We start from the raw sequence: 15,508 nt of genomic DNA on the forward strand, positions 1-15,508 counted from the left end.
GAGTTTTTAGGTCTTTTGTATGAAAGGAGAGGTTTTGGTAAGTCTAGAGAATGTGCACAAATACTTTGGCGATCACCATGTGCTCAAAGACATCAATTTGCAAATCACCAATGGAGAGAAGCTAGTCATCATCGGCCCCAGTGGCTCTGGAAAATCTACCACAATCCGATGCATCAATGGCTTGGAGGACATCAGCAGCGGAAAAATCATCGTGGGGGAATTGGAGATGAACCACAAAAATAAGCTAAAAATCTGCAGAGATTACTGCTCCATGGTTTTCCAGCATTTCAATCTTTATCCCCATATGAGTGCTCTAGAAAATCTTATTCTAGCCCCTATGAAGCTCAAAAATGTGATGATTACATCGGGCTTTTGGTGCTCAAAAACAAGAATATCAACAGCTTCAAGGATTTAGATAACAAAACCATAGGTGTGGCACAGGGCGCTACCACACAAAAGGTGCTGGAATCTGCGGCCAAAGAGGCTGGCATAAAAATCAAAGTAGATAATTATCCAGACTATCCCTCGCTAAAAGCTGCTCTTGTGGCTGGGCGCATTGATGCATTTAGCGTGGATAAATCTATATTGCTAGGCTATGTAGATAAGGATAGCAAGATCCTCAAAGACAATTTTGCAAAACAGAGCTATGACATTGCTACTAGCAAGAGGGATCTTGAATTTGCAAAATATGTGGATGAATTTGTAAAAACCCATCAAAATCAAATTAATGCGCTTAAGAAAAAATGGGGCTTATCAGAGTGATTGGCCCTTTGAAAAGGGCTTTTACCCGGGATTGGGATGTTTGGGTTTTTATCCCGCGTGGATATAGCCCTTTTAGTTATGGATAGGAGTATCTTTTGGATGAGGGCTTTGGTGCAATCAAACAAAAAAAAAGCCATAAACTTTGGCCTTGAGATGGATTGGAGATTTTCATAGAAGGAGAGGTAATGCAGGGCCCTTTTGCGCTTTCTAGATGGATGGAAACATTTCATAATTACCCCTTGTTTTTATCTGGTTATTTCTACACATTGATTTTGAGCGCAATCGCCATTGCTTTGGCTCTAGCTCTGGGATCTTTGAGCGGCCTAATGGCCACATCCAAGAAAAAGCCCTTAAGGCTAGCCTCTAGAATCTATGTGGAATTTTTTCAAAATACCCCACTTCTCACTATCATATTTTTCTTGTATTTTGTCATCCCCACGATTGGAGTGACTCTCTCGCCTTTCATGATAGGCATCTTTGGCGTTGGTGTGTATCATGGGGCTTATATGAGCGAGGTGGTGCGCAGCGGGATCCAATCCGTGCCAAAGGGTCAATTTGAAGCAGCGCAGTCTCAGGGCTTTTCTTTGGCACAGACGCTTTTTTATATAATCTTCCCTCAATGCTTTAGGAATGTTACGCCCACTCTTTTGTCACAATGCATCACCACCTTTGTTTTTTGCAATCACAAAAAAGCCCTAACCCTTTAGAAGTGATAGCGCAAGAGGAAGGAGAAGTAACTGCGGTCAGGATGGATAGTGCGGGGCAGGGTGAGAACCTGGCCTTGTGCATTCATGCCCCCCAGCGAGTATCCCGCAAAAATCGTGTCGCGGAAATACTGCAGTTTCAAATATACATGCCAATTTCTCGTGATAGCATGCTCTAACTGCAATCCCACTGTTTGGGCATCGCCCCTAGGGCTTTTGGTCACACGTGCATCGACTTTGAGATCAAAATATTTGTGATGAAAGGTGGTGTAGATGAGGCCAGTGAGTGCATTGGCAGCCACGACATTGGTCAATGCATCCGTATCATACAAGCTCCCCTCCCAAACGTCCATTTTTATGGGGTTCCCATAGATTCCCAGACGCCCATTGGCATCACCAAAATTTTTGTAAATACTTCCACCAAAAGAGAACTTATCTCTAAAGAAAAATTCCTGATCCACATAGAGGGTCTGGGCGGTTTTTTCTAGCTGTGCACCAAAGCCAATCACATCCCTTCCCAGCTTTCCCTGATTGAAAACAAAAAGGCCAATAGCCGTGGTTTTGGCACTCCAATTTTTGTCAAAAATATAGTGATAGGCCACCTCAACTTCTGGGATGGTATAGTAATTGGGACTGATATATGTAGCAAACTGTACCTTTGCACCAAAATTTTGGTATTTCGCTCCTGTAATAAAAAGGCTGTGATTTTGGGTGTAGTATCTGCCATAATCATAAAACCAGCTCGCAGAAACGGATGCACGTGCATCAGAGAAAAGTGCGAAGATATCGAAATTCGCCGCAGAGACGTGCATCTCAGCACCCTGGGTGTAGCTATCAAAAAAATTATAGCCATCTAGCTCATATCGCCCAGCTTTCAGGGCAAAATGCTCGCTTTTGAATTCCAAATACGCGTTATTTACGATGACATTGCGTGGCAGATGATTGGGATCTATTCCACTAAATCCATCATAAAATCCAATATAGCCCACAATTGTAGGAGCAAAGGGCACACCTTTTGCCTGCCACAGCGTACTATTTAAGATGACGCCATTGGTGCTCACACCAAATTTTATAGAAAGATAGTCATTAAAGGCATAGGATACATTACCTTGTAAAAATACTGTGCTATAGGAATCTGTGGGATATTTGAGCTTTTCTGGATCATAATGGATGTTATTAAAGCCAAGCTTACCAAAGATTTCCAATTCACCATCATAGCGAAGGTCAGAGAATCGAAAAGGCTTCCAAAATGGCTTTTTTGGCGGCGCTTTAGGAAGTACCACTGGAGTGGTGACTCCCTTGGTTTTTTTATCCTCTTCTTTTTTGTGTTCCTCTTTTTTGGATTCTTTGGACTCTTTTTTACCCTCCTCCTTTTTGGACTCTTTGGGCTCTTCTTTTTTGATTTCTTTTAGCATCTCTTTGAGGATTTCTTTTTTGGCCTGCGTCTCTGGGCTAGGAGCTTTTTTTCGCCCCTTGGTCTTGGGAGCGGGCGCATCAGCGGCTTTTTGGATGGCCTCTGGGATGATTTCTTTTAGCTGCTCTTTTACTTGTTCTTTGATATGCTCACTAAGCTGCTCTTTGAGTTGTTCTTTTAGCTGCTCTTTTACTTGTTCTTTAATCTCGGTGTTTTCTGGCTCCTTTTCTGGTTCTTTATTGATTTCTTTGGAAGTGGGAGCCTTGCGGAAATCTAGGAATCTGGATGAAGAGGTGGTCTCTTCAATTTTTTCTTTTTTCTCTACTTCTGGAGATTTTTCCTCTGTTTTAGCAGCTGTGCTAGCTGGGTTTTCTTCAGATTTTTTCTCCTCCTGTGTGTTTGGAGTGCTAGCTGGGGTGGTGGGTGTTATGGGTGCAGCCTGGGTATTTTGCTCTAGATTTTGTGCTTTTGTTTTCTCCTCCTGTGTGTTTGGAGTGCTAGCTGGGGTGGTGCTTGGCGTGCTAGGGTTTGGGGGCTGTGCTTTTTTATCTACTTCTGGGATGATTTCTTTGAGTTGCTCTTTTAGCTGTTCTTTTACCTGTTCTTTGATTTGATCTTTGAGTTCTTTTTTTTGTTCATCTGGGGGAGGGGGAGGGGTTTTTGGAGTTTGCTCAACCTCTTCTTCGATGGTTTGGGTGGGTTTTACATCCTTAGAAGTGGGATCCTGACGGAAGTTAAGAAATCTTGATGCAGAGGTGGCATCTTCAATCTCAATGGTTTTTTGCTCAATGGATTCCTTTGGTTTTGCTTGGTTTGTAGCCGCTGTATTTTGTGATGCGTTGTCTGCTTTGGTAGCTGCATTTGTGGCAGGGGCTGTTGCTGTGTCTTTTGAGCTGGTATCAGGAGGATTTTGAGGAGCTATGGCATCTTTGGTAGAGATTTCTTTTGAGTGCTTTTTTTCTGCCTCTTTCCCCTGCGTGTTTTTTGGCTCATTTGCCTGATGCTTTGGCTTTTTTGCTTCAGTGGAGGATTTAGCAGAGGAATCTTTGCTAGTCTTGAGAGAGGGGCTAGTTTCATCCTTTGTAGGCGAGTTTTGAGAGGATTTCTCAACAGAAGAAATTGATTTTGTGGCTTCTTTTGAAGGGATTTCATTAGCCAATACAACAGATCCGAAAAACAATCCCAAACACCAATAAGCTTTTTTCATGGAAACACCTCTGGGAGATTCTAGGAGCTAGCTCTAATTACTGTGGAAAACCCCCTGCCACAATATGCCAATTCGGATTTACAAAAAGTAAAACGAAATTATAATATAAAATAGAAATATTTCTTCAAAAATATCACAAAACTTTAATAAATTTTCCAAAATCTTCTACTTTTCTCTGCATTGGAGAAAGATTTGGATTTCTTGATGCAGTGTAAAAATTTCTTGCAAAGAATTTGGGGTTTGAGACGCAAAATGCTCAAGCACAGATAAAATCCCTCTAGAAATCTCACCAAAGCAGATGCTTTGCTCCAAAAATGCTACTACCAGAATATCATTAGCACTATTTAGCGCTGCTCCAAGCCTTGGATTTTGCAAAATCATTTCGCGTGCCTCCCAGATGGGATAGCGTAGGGGAGAGATTTCTTCAAATGCAATGGCTTTGAGACTGCAAAAATCTAGCGCAGGGGTGAGACACTCTTGCTTTGCACGAATGGGATTGAGTGCATAGGAGATGGGCAATGCCATATCAGGATTTGCAAAATGCGCGATAGAGGAGCCATCCTTAAAGCTCACAATCGCATGGACAATGGAGCTGCGCTCAATCAACGCATCCAGATTCTCTATCCCAAAGAGCCATTTTGCCTCGAGTAATTCAAAAAGCTTATTGACCATCGTGGCAGAATCAATGGTGATTTTATTTCCCATTTTCCAGTTGGGATGACACAGGGCGTCTTCTGGTTTTTTTGTGGCAATGTCTTGTATGGGAGTGTCGCGAAATGCCCCTCCGCTTGCGGTGATACAAAGCTTTTGAATGCTGTGCCTGGGATGCGTGCTTAAAAGATACCAAATCCCAAAATGCTCGCTATCCACTGGGATGATGGGATAATCTTGCAATAGCCAACCCCCGCTTACCAGGCTTTCTTTGTTGGCGAGCGCTAGGGTTTTTTTCTGCTTCTTTGCTTCTAGACTTGGAGCAAGTCCTGATAATCCAACAAGTGCATTTACAACAAGTTTGGAGCAAGAATCTGCAATCGCTTGCAAAATCCCCTCATCTCCAAAGAGTACACGCGCACCCAGTGCTTTGAGATTTGTGGCGTCATTTCTGTCTTGGATTACAACGATTTTTGGTCGGTGGATGGCGATTTGCTCATTGAGTAGGGGGATGTTCCTCCCCGCGCACAAAACCTCCACCTCAAGATTCCATAATTTTGCGATGCTTAGGGTTTGCACCCCAATGGATCCCGTGCTGCCTAGTAGTACCATGGAATCTTAAAAAAAGCTTGTTTCATAGGTGGGGGAAAAATACAGTAGAAAATGCATGGCAATGGCGCCAAATAAAATCGCATCAAAACGATCCAAAATCCCTCCATGCCCTGGCAAAAAACTCCCGCTATCTTTGAGATTCTCCCTGCGCTTGAGATAACTCTCAAACAAATCTCCCAATACTCCAGAGAGCGCAACAACAAGACTAATAAAAAATGAAACCAAGAAGCCTTGGTGCAAAATCCCAATGCCAAGCAGGCTACCAATGACAACAGAGAAAAAGGTGCCAATGAGTAGGCCCTCAATGGTTTTTTTTGGAGAGCTTGGGCTTAGGGGGGTTTTGCCAAAGATCCTGCCACCAAAATATGCCGCGCTATCACAGAGTGCAATGATGATGACAAGCCAGACAATGGCCTCGATGCCAAAATCTTTGTAAATAGAAAATAGCGTAAGAAATGGCAGGGTAGGGTAGAGGAAGGCAAGAATATAGCGCGGGCTAAAGCTCTGTCTATAGGCCAAAATCCCGCTTAGAAGCATTGCACCAAAAATGGCAGATTCCATGGGGTTTTGGTTGAAAAACGCCGAAATCCACACCAGGGATGTAAAGACAAAGAGCAAAAAAGACTGCTTGCAGCCTAGCAGCACCAAACTCTCTTTGAGTGCAGCCAGAAGAGTGAGGCCCAAGGTAGCCCAAATGAGATAGACATTATTAATCCACACCAAAATTACAAAAATCACAAGGAGGATGATCCCTGTGACATAGCGCTTCTTTTCATTCAAAAAGGCATTTTTTAGATTCATCTGTATCCTTCAATCATAGCTTTCCATTATAGCAAAGCTCTATTGCTTTGCTTGTCTGGCTAAAAATTCTTGAATGTTCTCCAAGACCTTTTGGACTAAAATTTTGCGGGAATGCTCATATGCCCAAGCAATATGTGGGGTGAGGATCATCTTTGCGTGTAGGGCAGGGTTGAGAAAGGGATGATCTTTTTTCATGGGTTCACTTGCAAGCACATCTGCACCAAAATACAATTCCCTTTCTAGTAATTCTTTTGCAATATCTGCTTCATTAACGATTCCCCCACGCCCCACATTAATGAGGATGGATCCATCGCGAATCTTGCAGAGATTTTGGGAGTTTAGGAGATTTTTGCTTTTGTCACTAAGTGGGGCATGAATGGAGATGATATCTGAGCTACTTAGCAAATCTTCCAAATCTTTGTAGGCATATGGGCAATCTTTTTGTGGTTGCTTGCTCACAGAAGCATAGGAGATTTTTGCGCCAAAACACTGGGCGATTCTTGCCACTTCCTTGCCAATGCTTCCCAGTCCAATAATCCCCCACTCTTTGCCATCCATTTGCCTAAGCCCCTTGCCAACATGAGTAAAGATGGAGCTATTGCTCCAGCTTCCAGATTTGCAATAATCATCATAATATCGAGTACGCAAAAGCAAATCAAGCGCAAGGGTCAGAGTATGCTGGGCTACGCTCTTTGTGGAGTAATCTGCTACATTTTTGACTTCTATACCGAGTTTTTTGGCGCATTCCACATCAATGATGTCTGTGCCTGTGGCAGTCACTGCGATGAGCTTGAGGTTAGGGCAGCGCTGCAGAATCTCTGCGCGTAGTTGAGTTTTGTTGGTGATGAGGATTTGCGCATCCTTGATGCGATCATAAAGCTCAGAATCTGAGGTGATGGGGTAGGAGAGAAATTCTCCCCACTGTTCCAACAAACTCAAATCCACCTCTCCCAAAGTTTGAGCATCAAGAAGAACAATTTTCATTTTCATCCTTTTTTATTTATTTACGCATTTGCCATGCAGGATTTTTTAGGTTATGATTCGTGCAAAATATTAGCAAATTTTTTGAGGTTAGAGGTTTGAAACGAAACAATGTTATTAATATTTTATTAGATTCCATTCCCTTTATTCAACAATTTCAACATCAAGTCATGGTGATAAAATACGGGGGATCTGCGCAAATCAATCCCAAACTAAAACTTAATTTTGCCAGAGACATTGTGCTTTTGCGACTTTTAAGCATCAAGGTGGTGATTGTTCATGGTGGAGGCAAGGACATCAATCAAATGCTAGATCGCTTAGGGATTCCAAGCGAATTTGCAAATGGTGTGCGCATCACGAGCAAGGAGGCCATGCCCGTGGTAGAAATGGTGCTAAGCGGGAATATCAATAAAGAGCTTTGTGATTTTCTCAACGCCCATGGTGCCAAGGCCATCGGGATTAGTGGCAAAGATGGACATTTGTTTTGCGCAGATTCCAAGGACAATAATTACACAGGCGAGATTACAAAAGTCAATCCTGAGTTAATTCTCTCACTCCTAGAAGGAGGATTTGTCCCTGTGGTTGCACCTATTGCATATGGAGAAGGTTTGGGGCATTTGGGATTGAATGTCAATGCAGATTACGTGGCTTGCGAGATCGCAAAGGCACTCAATGCCTCAAAGATCCTTTTCCTCACAGACACCAAGGGTGTTCTAGATGACAAGGGTGCATTGATCCCAAGCATCAATGAAGAGCTCTTCCTCTCCCTCAAGGAGCAGGGGGTAATCACTGGAGGGATGATTCCAAAGATCTCTTCTTGTCTAGAATGCGTGAGAAATCATGTCAAAAAAGCCCATATCATCGATGGCAGAATCGAGCACTCTCTCTTGCTAGAGCTTTTTACCAGCGGGGGGGTTGGCACAGAGATTGTGTGAGTTTCTGGGGATTTTTGGATGTATTTTGAAGCACAAAAAGTGCAGATAAGGGCCTTTGGGCGAGGATAGCACAACAACACTCCCTAAATTGGGCGAGGCTTTGTGGCATTGTTGGGATGGGTGCTGCATTATTAGGGGTTTGGCACATAATAATTGAAAAATTGAAAAACAAATCCCTGAATAAAATTTTGTTGACTAAAGCAAATGTAGCGTATGGATAGGGTATGCGATAAGCGCACAAGGTTGCAGAGGATCTCTGTTGGAAAAATTTATTTTAGTGAAAATTACAGTTTTCATAACTTAATTTTACTAAAAAATTAAATCTACAATTTACTCATGAACATGGAATAAGAGATTTAGTCTAAGAGTTCGCTGGCCTTTGTGATATCGATGTGACAGTAACCACCAGGATTTTTTCCTAGATAATCTTGATGATATTCCTCAGCCACGACAAAATTTCTCAAAGGTTCTAGCTCAATTTGGATCTTTTTTTGATGCTGTTTTTGAAGCTGCTCTAGGGCGCTAAAGATCCTTGGATAGTGATTGCTGTCTATGTAGTAAATCCCAGTGCGATATTGGCGCCCATGATCCCCGCCCTGCTTGTTGATGCTGGTGGGGTCAATCACTCTGAAATAATAACCCAAGAGCCTCTCTAAACTTAGCTCTTCTGATTCAAAGACAATCCTTATTGTTTCGGCGTGATCGCTTTCATGCAGTTCTTCATAGCTGGTATGCTCACGATTTCCATTTGCATATCCAACAAGCACCTCCTTGATGCCAGAGATGCGCTTCATATACGCCTCCAATCCCCAAAAGCAACCCCCAGCCAAATAAATTACCTCTCTCATTTCTCGCTCCTAATTTTCTATTAATTCCATCAAGAAAGGCCAAGGGTTTTTTCTAGCTCTGCGACCTTAGTCCAAGTCTCTACGATGGAATCAGGATTCAAGGAGATAGAATTAATCCCCTCTCTTACCAAAAATTCCGCGATTTCTGGATAGTCACTTGGTGCTTGTCCACAAATCCCGCAATATTTTTTATGCTTTTGACAGGCTTTTATCGCGCGCTTAAACATCTCAAGCATTGCAGGATTGCGCTCATCAAAAATATGACTCACAAGCTGCCCATCTCTATCTACTCCCAAAGTAAGCTGTGTGAGATCATTGGAACCGATAGAAAAACCATCAAAAAGATTGAGAAACTCATCTGCCAAAATTACATTGACAGGAAGTTCGCACATGATGTAGATTTTCAATCCATTTTTTCCAGATTCTAGCCCATTGCGACGCAGGATCTCTAGCACCTTTCTGCCCTCTTCTAATGTACGCAAAAAGGGAATCATCACCTGCATATTGGTCAGCCCCATTTCCTCGCGAACCATGGCAAGGGCTTGGACCTCCCACTCAAATGCAGCGCGATAAAGTTCTGAATAATATCTGCTCGCACCCCTATAGCCAAGCATAGGATTTTCTTCCTGGGGTTCATAGTTTGTCCCTGCGATCATCCCTCGATACTCATTGGATTTAAAATCACTGGTGCGAACAATCACAGGCTTAGGATAGAATGCTGCAGCAATCATGCCCATCCCCTCAGCGATTTTCTTGATGAAAAAATCCTTGGGATTATCATAGCCTGAAATGAGTTTTTTGATTTCTTTAAAATCTGGCACATCTGTTTTTCCGTTTTGGATATCCACGAGTGCAAGAGGATGGGCCTTGATTTGATTGAGGATAACAAGCTCCATTCTTGCAAGACCTACTCCATCACTGGGCAGTTGCGAAAAACTAAAGGCCTTTGCAGGATTTCCAATATTCATATAAATTTTTGTCTTGGTATTGCCTAGATTGCTTAGTTCGATTTTTTTTACCTCATATTCATGGATCCCTGCATACACATAGCCCTCCTCTCCCTCAGCACAAGACACCGTTACCTCCATGCCTGTATAAAGTCTATCTGTTGCCCCTACTGCTCCTACAATCGCAGGCACGCCAATTTCTCTAGCCACAATTGCTGCATGGCAGGTCCGACCACCACGATTGGTGATAACAGCCGCAGCCTTTTTCATCACAGGTTCCCAATCAGGATCTGTGTTATCTGTTACAAGAATCTCGCCCTCTTTGAAGGTGTTCATATGCTCAATATCATTGATAATTCTTACCTTTCCCACTCCAATTTTTCCGCCTGTTGCCCTGCCCTTTATGACCACCTCTCTTTCATCATTGTATTTAAATTTATATTTTTCAATGACTTGAGTGTTGTTTTTGCTCTTTTGACTTTGCACGGTTTCAGGACGCGCCTGCACGATGAAGATCTCTCCACTATCCCCATCCTTTGCCCATTCCATATCCATAGGACGGTATTCCCCAGCTTCTTGAGAATAATGCTTTTCAATCCTCATGGCATATCTTGCAAGCGTCAAGATATCTTCATCTGTGATGGAGAAGGTTTGCATTTCTTTTTGGGTGGTGGCAATGTTTTTGGTAGGATGATCACTGCCACTGGGTGCATAGACCATTTTTACATGTTTGTGTCCCAGCTGTCTTTTGATGATGGGGCGTTTTCCTTCTTGAAGCGTGGGTTTAAATACATAAAATTCATCAGGATTCACCGTCCCTCCCACGACATTCTCCCCCAATCCCCAACTCGATGTGATAAAAACCGCATCCCTAAATCCCGTCTCTGTGTCAATGGAGAACATTACTCCAGAGCTGCCCTTATCAGCACGAATCATTTTCTGCACGCCCACAGAAAGAGCAACCTTAAAATGATCAAACCCCCTAGAAGCACGGTAGCTTACCGCCCTATCTGTAAAAAGAGAAGCAAAACAAGCCTTAATATAATGGATAAGCCCCGTCTGTCCTCTAACACTCAAATAAGTGTCTTGTTGTCCGGCAAAACTCGCATCTGGCAAATCTTCTGCAGTAGCAGAACTACGCACTGCCACATCTGCATGCTTCATGCCATATTCCTCGCTCAAAATCTCATATGCCTCAAAAATCTCATCCCTAAGATCAGCGGGCAATGGGGTACCAAAAATCAATTCTCTGATTTTTTTGGAGCGCGTTTTTAATACATCAATTTCTGTTACATCAACATCTTTTAATAATTCTATGATTTTTTCTTTGATGCCTCCACTATCTAGCAGATACCAATAAGCTTCACTAGTGATTGCAAAGCCATTGGGCACCTTGATACCCACGGGTACTAATTCTTGAAACATCTCGCCTATGCTAGCATTCTTGCCACCCACCAGTGGAACGTCCTTGTTATTCAATTCCCTAAAAAACTTGATGTATTTCATGATCTCTTTTTCTCTCCAGCATTGATGTGATTTTTGTCGCAAACCCATTCAAAAATAGGTCTAGGCATTATTGTAATAGATAAATCTTTATAAAAACTTATGCAGGTGCGCAAAACTTAGTTTTCAGAAATCTTTTTATTACAAAAACACGGGTCTTTTTGTTAAAATCCCAAAATCAAAATTTCGGAATTCTTGAGGTAAAAATGCCCGCCAATTTACAGGAGCAATTAGACAAGCATAAATTAAGTTTTGAGGACTATGAGAAGATCCAAGCAATTCTAGGCAGGGAACCCAACCTAGTCGAGCTTGGGATATTTTCTGCGATGTGGAGTGAGCACTGCAGCTACAAATCTAGCAAAAAATACTTGCGAGGCTTTCCCACCAAGGCCCCATGGGTCGTGCAGGGACCAGGAGAGAATGCAGGCGTGATTGATATCACCAAGGGTTATTGCGCGGTGTTCAAAGTAGAATCCCACAACCATCCCAGCTTCATAGAGCCTTATGCGGGAGCTGCCACGGGGGTGGGCGGGATCTTGCGCGATATTTTCACCATGGGTGCGCGTCCTGTAGCGAGTTTGAATTCCATTCGTTTTGGACGCATAGATGGGGGAAATCCCACAAACAAACTGCATCAATTCTTGCTAAAAGGCGTGGTAGGTGGCATTGCTGGCTATGGCAATTGCATGGGGGTACCCACCATCGGCGGAGAAACTAGCTTTGATCCCTGCTATGATGGCAATATTTTGGTCAATGCCTTTAGCCTAGGGATCGTGAAAAAAGAAGAGATTTTTTATGCAAAGGCAAAGGGTGTGGGAAATCCTGTGATCTATGTGGGGAGCAAAACAGGGAGGGATGGCCTAGGGGGTGCTGTAATGAGTAGTGATAAATTTGATGAAGGCTCCAAATCCCTACGCCCCACAGTACAAATTGGCGATCCATTTGCAGAAAAACTCCTATTAGAGGCCTGCTTAGAGCTTTTTGCAAAAGATCTCATCATCGGGATCCAAGACATGGGCGCAGCGGGGCTTACGAGCTCTAGCTTTGAGATGGCTGGACGCAGTGGCAGCGGGATGATCCTGCATCTTGATAGAGTGCCCATGCGCGAGGAAGGCATGACGCCCTATGAATTGATGCTTAGCGAATCCCAAGAGAGGATGCTTATCTGCGCCAAAAAAGGCAAAGAGAGAGAGGTGATAGAGATTTTTGAGAAATGGGAGGTAGATGTAGCAATCATTGGGGAGGTGAGTGATAGTGGGAAAATGGAGCTTTATTGGCATGGGGAACTTTGCGCATCCCTGCCCATTTCTCCCATCACAGAATCTGCCCCCCTGCTAAATCGCCCCACACAAGAGCCTAGCTATCTCAAATCCTTGCGGGCAAAAGCACAAATCCCACAGATCACAGATCCCAATGTTTTGCTATTGCAAATGCTCTCTAGCATCGAAGTTTCTGATAAATCCTATATCTATGAGCAATTTGATAGCATGGTGCAGACAAATACCCTGCAAGGCCCTGGCAAGCTTGATGCAAGTACGATTCGCGTCAAAGAAAATCACACCGCATTATCCCTGGCAATTTTTTGCTCCCCACATTATTGCTATCTCAATCCTCAAGTTGGCAGCAAGATAGCCGTAGCACAGGCGGGGAGAAAATGCATAGCGCGCGGGGCTATTCCTCTTGCAATCAGTGATTGTTTGAATTTTGGCAATCCAGAAAATCCTGAAGTGATGTGGCAACTCAAAGAAGCTACTAGTGGCATCAAGGAGGCTTGCGAGATCCTCAAAACTCCCGTGGTAAGCGGAAATGTCTCGCTCTATAATCAAACAGATGATAGAGATATCTACCCCACTCCCACTATTGTCAGCGTAGGGCTGCATCATGATGTGCATAGAGTATGGAATTCTGCCATCAAAAAAGAGGGTAATGCCTTGATTTTGCTTGGTGAGGTGAGGGAGGAATTTGGAGGGAGCCTAGCACAGCGATTATTATTTAATGGCGCAATTAGTGGGGATTGTCCACAGATAGATCTTTACAGAGAGCGTGCTTTGTGGGATCTCATGATTGCCTGCACGCAAAAAGATCTCATTATAAGCGCCAAAAGCGTGGGCAAAGGTGGCATCGCCCTAGCCCTTAGCAAAATGGCGATACTGGGCCAGAGAGGAGTGGAAGTTTCCACCTCCCTCCCCCAAGCCCTGCTCTTTGCAGAATCTCAAAGTCTCATGATCCTAGAGTGTGCACAAGAAAATATAGAGGCAATTGCCACTCTTGCAAAAAGACATCAGATTGCCTGCCAGAGAATTGGCAGCATAGGCGGAGCACAAATCCAAATTGATACCATTTCCCTCCCTCTAGAAAAAGCAAAACAAGCCTATTACACAAGCTTTTCCAAATATCTCTCATAACAAAACAAAGGTGAAAACACAATGAAAAAAATTGCTCTTTTATTTTTTATTTCTCATTTTAGCTTTGCAGAAAATCTCACAGAACTTCAAACAAAAGAACCCTCCACAGAGTCTCCAAACAAAGAGACACCCAAAAAAGAATCAAGTCTAACTCCCTATCACAAGAGTTTTTTTACTATCATCACAGAAAATGATGCGTATCTCAATGCACATGTTGATCGCTTCTATACTGCAGGAACCAACTTCAACTACACTTCCAAGGAATATCTCAATAGTTGGCTTGGCTATTTGAGCTATGATTTTCGATCGCCCAAGGCCTCACGCTGGCAAATTGCAATCAACCAAGATCTCTACACCCCCATATCCAGGAAGGCAAATCCTGGTCCCAAAACCCATCCCTATGCGGGATATTTGAGCCTAAATTTTCTCATCTCACAGCGCAGGGAAAATAGCATAGAAGATCTCCAACTCCAAATCGGAGTCGTGGGGCCTGATGCACTGGGTAAGCAGACACAGGCACTCATCCATCATCTCACGCATAATCCTATTTTTTATGGTTGGAATCGCCAGCTAAAAAATGAATTTATCCTAAATCTGACATATGAATACATCCATAGATTTACGCTTCTTGATAGCAGGTACTTCTCCATTGATGTATTGCCAGGCCTAAAAGTAGCCCTTGGCAATGCCAAGACTTTTGCAGGATTTGGCGGGAGATTGCGCATGGGCTATAATCTCAAAAGCGATTTTGGGGTGGAGAAGGTTAATACCGGCTTTTTGGGAAGCAAGCCCTATAATGATGCTTTTTCCTTCTATGTATTTGGAGGTGTTTCTGGCTCCTATGTGATCCGCAACATCTTCATCCAAGGCAATAGCTTTGGCCCTCCTACAGATTTATCGCTTGAGCATTTTATCTATGATTTGGAATTTGGGGCTAGCATCATGTACAAGGGCTTTCGATTCTCCTATGTAATCACACGCTTAAGCAAGCAGTTTCAAGCCCAAAGGGGGGCGCATAGCTTTGGTAGCATTGTGCTAAGCTTTGCTTTTTGATGAAAAAAGCCCTCTTTTTTCTCTGTGTCATTGGGCTTTCTTTGGCCCAGGATTCTGATATCAATTCCCATCTCTCCAAAAATTCTGCCATGCTAAAAAATTATTATCTCGCAGTCAAGAAGCAGAGTGCAAATGCGCAATACGTGCGCTTTAGAGATTTTTTTCTCATTGATACCAAAAGCTATTACGCCCTATCTCCCCAAGAAAAAAAATCCCTTGCAAGCTCTCTGCTTGTCATGATTGCCATTTACAAGAGATCTAAGCCGCTGTATAGTGATTTTGGAGGTGTGAGCATGGATGGGATTTTGGCAGAGGACATCGATGATAGGAGGGCCAAAACTTTTCATTATCGCTTTGATGGGCGCTATTACACTGATTTGCAAAATCTCAAAAAAAGCCACATCCTCTATGCTTATTGCTCTCTGCCTGGCTTTAATCGCTGTGTTTTATTGGGGATTGGAGAGGAGTGGTAGGCAAAATTCAGTTGTATTTGATTGAGCTGAATCTGATTGAGCTGAATTAAATTTGACTGGATTTTGGCGCGGGTGCCATTTAAGCACTTTGAGCTAGGCAATCCCAAAACCTCAATCACCCACCCTCTTAAGCATCAATGGAAACCTCTCTCCAAGCCTCCCCGTGAAAAATCTCTAGCATAGCCCTAAATCTTCTAGCATTAAAACCCCAG

At 43.2% G+C, this 15,508-nt stretch carries 10 protein-coding genes and 3 pseudogenes; 7 read left to right on the forward strand and 6 right to left on the reverse strand.

Going from position 1 to position 15,508, the window contains the following annotated elements; all coding sequences use genetic code 11:
- Window positions 1-34: 34 nt before the first annotated feature.
- The 3 genes and pseudogenes from DQN48_RS04255 to DQN48_RS04265 form a co-directional block, all read left to right on the forward strand.
- Window positions 35-349: pseudogene (locus DQN48_RS04255) on the forward strand (ATP-binding cassette domain-containing protein); the annotation flags it as partial.
- Window positions 322-762, forward strand: a pseudogene (locus DQN48_RS04260) (ABC transporter substrate-binding protein); the annotation flags it as partial. The pseudogenes DQN48_RS04255 and DQN48_RS04260, both read left to right, overlap by 28 nt.
- A 185-nt stretch (window positions 763-947) precedes the next feature.
- Complete coding sequence (locus tag DQN48_RS04265) at window positions 948-1,469, forward strand: amino acid ABC transporter permease (protein ID WP_049762194.1); 522 nt, start codon at window positions 948-950, stop codon at window positions 1,467-1,469.
- Here DQN48_RS04265 and DQN48_RS04270 read toward each other — a convergent pair.
- The 4 genes from DQN48_RS04270 to DQN48_RS04285 form a co-directional block, all read right to left on the reverse strand.
- Window positions 1,466-4,087 carry an outer membrane family protein gene (locus DQN48_RS04270; RefSeq protein WP_013023122.1) on the reverse strand — a complete coding sequence of 874 codons (2,622 nt, stop codon included), beginning with the start codon at window positions 4,085-4,087 and terminating at the stop codon, window positions 1,466-1,468. The genes DQN48_RS04265 and DQN48_RS04270 overlap by 4 nt on opposite strands.
- Before the next feature lie 165 nt (window positions 4,088-4,252).
- Window positions 4,253-5,350 carry a 1-deoxy-D-xylulose-5-phosphate reductoisomerase gene (dxr, locus tag DQN48_RS04275; RefSeq protein WP_013023123.1) on the reverse strand — a complete coding sequence of 366 codons (1,098 nt, stop codon included), beginning with the start codon at window positions 5,348-5,350 and terminating at the stop codon, window positions 4,253-4,255.
- Window positions 5,351-5,356: 6 nt separating this feature from the next.
- Window positions 5,357-6,151: a phosphatidate cytidylyltransferase gene (locus DQN48_RS04280; protein ID WP_013023124.1), complete on the reverse strand. Its 795-nt coding sequence runs from the start codon at window positions 6,149-6,151 to the stop codon at window positions 5,357-5,359.
- Between the two features lie 39 nt (window positions 6,152-6,190).
- On the reverse strand, window positions 6,191-7,135 hold the full coding sequence (locus DQN48_RS04285) for a D-2-hydroxyacid dehydrogenase (RefSeq protein WP_013023125.1): 945 nt from the start codon (window positions 7,133-7,135) through the stop codon (window positions 6,191-6,193).
- A 59-nt stretch (window positions 7,136-7,194) separates the two neighbouring features.
- On the opposite strand from DQN48_RS04285, the gene argB reads away from it, so the two are divergent.
- A complete protein-coding gene (gene argB / locus DQN48_RS04290; protein WP_013023126.1) occupies window positions 7,195-8,067 on the forward strand; it encodes an acetylglutamate kinase in 873 nt (290 codons plus the stop codon).
- Between the two features lie 362 nt (window positions 8,068-8,429).
- Here argB and msrA read toward each other — a convergent pair.
- Together msrA and ppsA are read right to left on the reverse strand one after the other, a co-directional pair.
- Window positions 8,430-8,915, reverse strand: a pseudogene (msrA, locus tag DQN48_RS04295) (peptide-methionine (S)-S-oxide reductase MsrA); the annotation flags it as partial.
- Between the two features lie 29 nt (window positions 8,916-8,944).
- A complete protein-coding gene (gene ppsA / locus DQN48_RS04300) occupies window positions 8,945-11,368 on the reverse strand; it encodes a pyruvate, water dikinase (protein WP_041913136.1) in 2,424 nt (807 codons plus the stop codon).
- A 203-nt stretch (window positions 11,369-11,571) separates the two neighbouring features.
- Between ppsA and purL the strand changes: the two genes are divergently transcribed.
- From purL to DQN48_RS04315, 3 genes are read left to right on the forward strand one after another with little or no spacing between them, the layout of a single operon-like run.
- Window positions 11,572-13,770, forward strand: a complete 2,199-nt coding sequence (purL, locus tag DQN48_RS04305; protein ID WP_041913332.1) for a phosphoribosylformylglycinamidine synthase subunit PurL — start codon at window positions 11,572-11,574, stop codon at window positions 13,768-13,770.
- Between the two features lie 21 nt (window positions 13,771-13,791).
- Window positions 13,792-14,823, forward strand: a complete 1,032-nt coding sequence (locus DQN48_RS04310) for a lipid A deacylase LpxR family protein (protein WP_013023130.1) — start codon at window positions 13,792-13,794, stop codon at window positions 14,821-14,823.
- Entirely contained in the window at window positions 14,823-15,296 is a 474-nt protein-coding gene (locus tag DQN48_RS04315) for a hypothetical protein (protein ID WP_013023131.1), read from the forward strand. Before DQN48_RS04310 ends, DQN48_RS04315 begins: the two co-directional genes overlap by 1 nt.
- Window positions 15,297-15,508 lie beyond the last annotated feature (212 nt).

This window comes from Helicobacter mustelae (assembly GCF_900476215.1).
Lineage (GTDB): Bacteria > Campylobacterota > Campylobacteria > Campylobacterales > Helicobacteraceae > Helicobacter_H > Helicobacter_H mustelae.

Bases quoted from the DNA above. Each gene is read 5' to 3' on its own strand.
- dxr (WP_013023123.1), bottom strand. From the start codon at position 5,350: ATGGTACTACTAGGCAGCACGGGATCCATTGGGGTGCAAACCCTAAGC.
- DQN48_RS04310 (WP_013023130.1), top strand. From the start codon at position 13,792: ATGAAAAAAATTGCTCTTTTATTTTTTATTTCTCATTTTAGCTTTGCA.
- purL (WP_041913332.1), top strand. From the start codon at position 11,572: ATGCCCGCCAATTTACAGGAGCAATTAGACAAGCATAAATTAAGTTTT.
- DQN48_RS04280 (WP_013023124.1), bottom strand. From the start codon at position 6,151: ATGAATCTAAAAAATGCCTTTTTGAATGAAAAGAAGCGCTATGTCACA.
- DQN48_RS04315 (WP_013023131.1), top strand. From the start codon at position 14,823: ATGAAAAAAGCCCTCTTTTTTCTCTGTGTCATTGGGCTTTCTTTGGCC.
- DQN48_RS04270 (WP_013023122.1), bottom strand. From the start codon at position 4,087: ATGAAAAAAGCTTATTGGTGTTTGGGATTGTTTTTCGGATCTGTTGTA.
- DQN48_RS04265 (WP_049762194.1), top strand. From the start codon at position 948: ATGCAGGGCCCTTTTGCGCTTTCTAGATGGATGGAAACATTTCATAAT.
- DQN48_RS04285 (WP_013023125.1), bottom strand. From the start codon at position 7,135: ATGAAAATTGTTCTTCTTGATGCTCAAACTTTGGGAGAGGTGGATTTG.
- ppsA (WP_041913136.1), bottom strand. From the start codon at position 11,368: ATGAAATACATCAAGTTTTTTAGGGAATTGAATAACAAGGACGTTCCA.